The sequence below is a fragment of the Haloferula chungangensis genome (assembly GCF_042664875.1).
GTDB classification, from domain to species: Bacteria; Verrucomicrobiota; Verrucomicrobiia; order Verrucomicrobiales; family Akkermansiaceae; genus Haloferula; species Haloferula chungangensis.
Window position 1 is genome coordinate 1 of sequence record NZ_JBHTBS010000092.1, and the last position, 580, is coordinate 580.

The window sequence follows — 580 nt, forward strand, 5'->3', positions numbered from 1 at the left end:
CGAGGTGCCACAAGGGAACTCTCGTTAAGCACCTGCAAAGGTAATACTGCGCTTAAACTTTAATAAATATGTTATTATGCTTGTATGACATCATTTTTCTTGGCTATACGGAGCCATTTTTGAACATCATACATAATGTCGTTTCTCTTTTTGGCGAAGAGTTTCGATAAGTCTATTTCCTCGTTGGATTCCATTCTGGCGAGGATTTTTTTATATTTTAACCTGGAGGGCTTTGATAACTCATTCCACGATTCAGGAAAAGTAACTAAATAGTGAATTAACGCCTTTTCTTGCAGTGTCACACCGTCTTTTTGCAAATCAGGAACTTTGATACTCAATCCTTCAAATGGATCCATTAGAAATGGTTTAATATTAAAATTACCGCCTTTTTCATCTCTGAACTCACCATTTATTGATTTAACCCATTCTCCACGCATTTGAGCTTCCACACGCCACCAGTTACCCTCTTGGCCTTGTTCCCTAGCTTTATCATATATCCTTATCCTAAGAGCGCTCTGAGGTGCTCCTATGTATAAAGTTTCTAGTCTCAAGGCTCCATCTGACCAGCTGTTTCTTTTTC

1 pseudogene is annotated in these 580 nt (G+C 38.6%); it reads right to left on the reverse strand.

The features are described from left to right. Window positions 1–74: 74 nt before the first annotated feature. Window positions 75–580, reverse strand: a pseudogene (locus ACFQY0_RS21345) (replication initiation factor domain-containing protein); the annotation flags it as partial.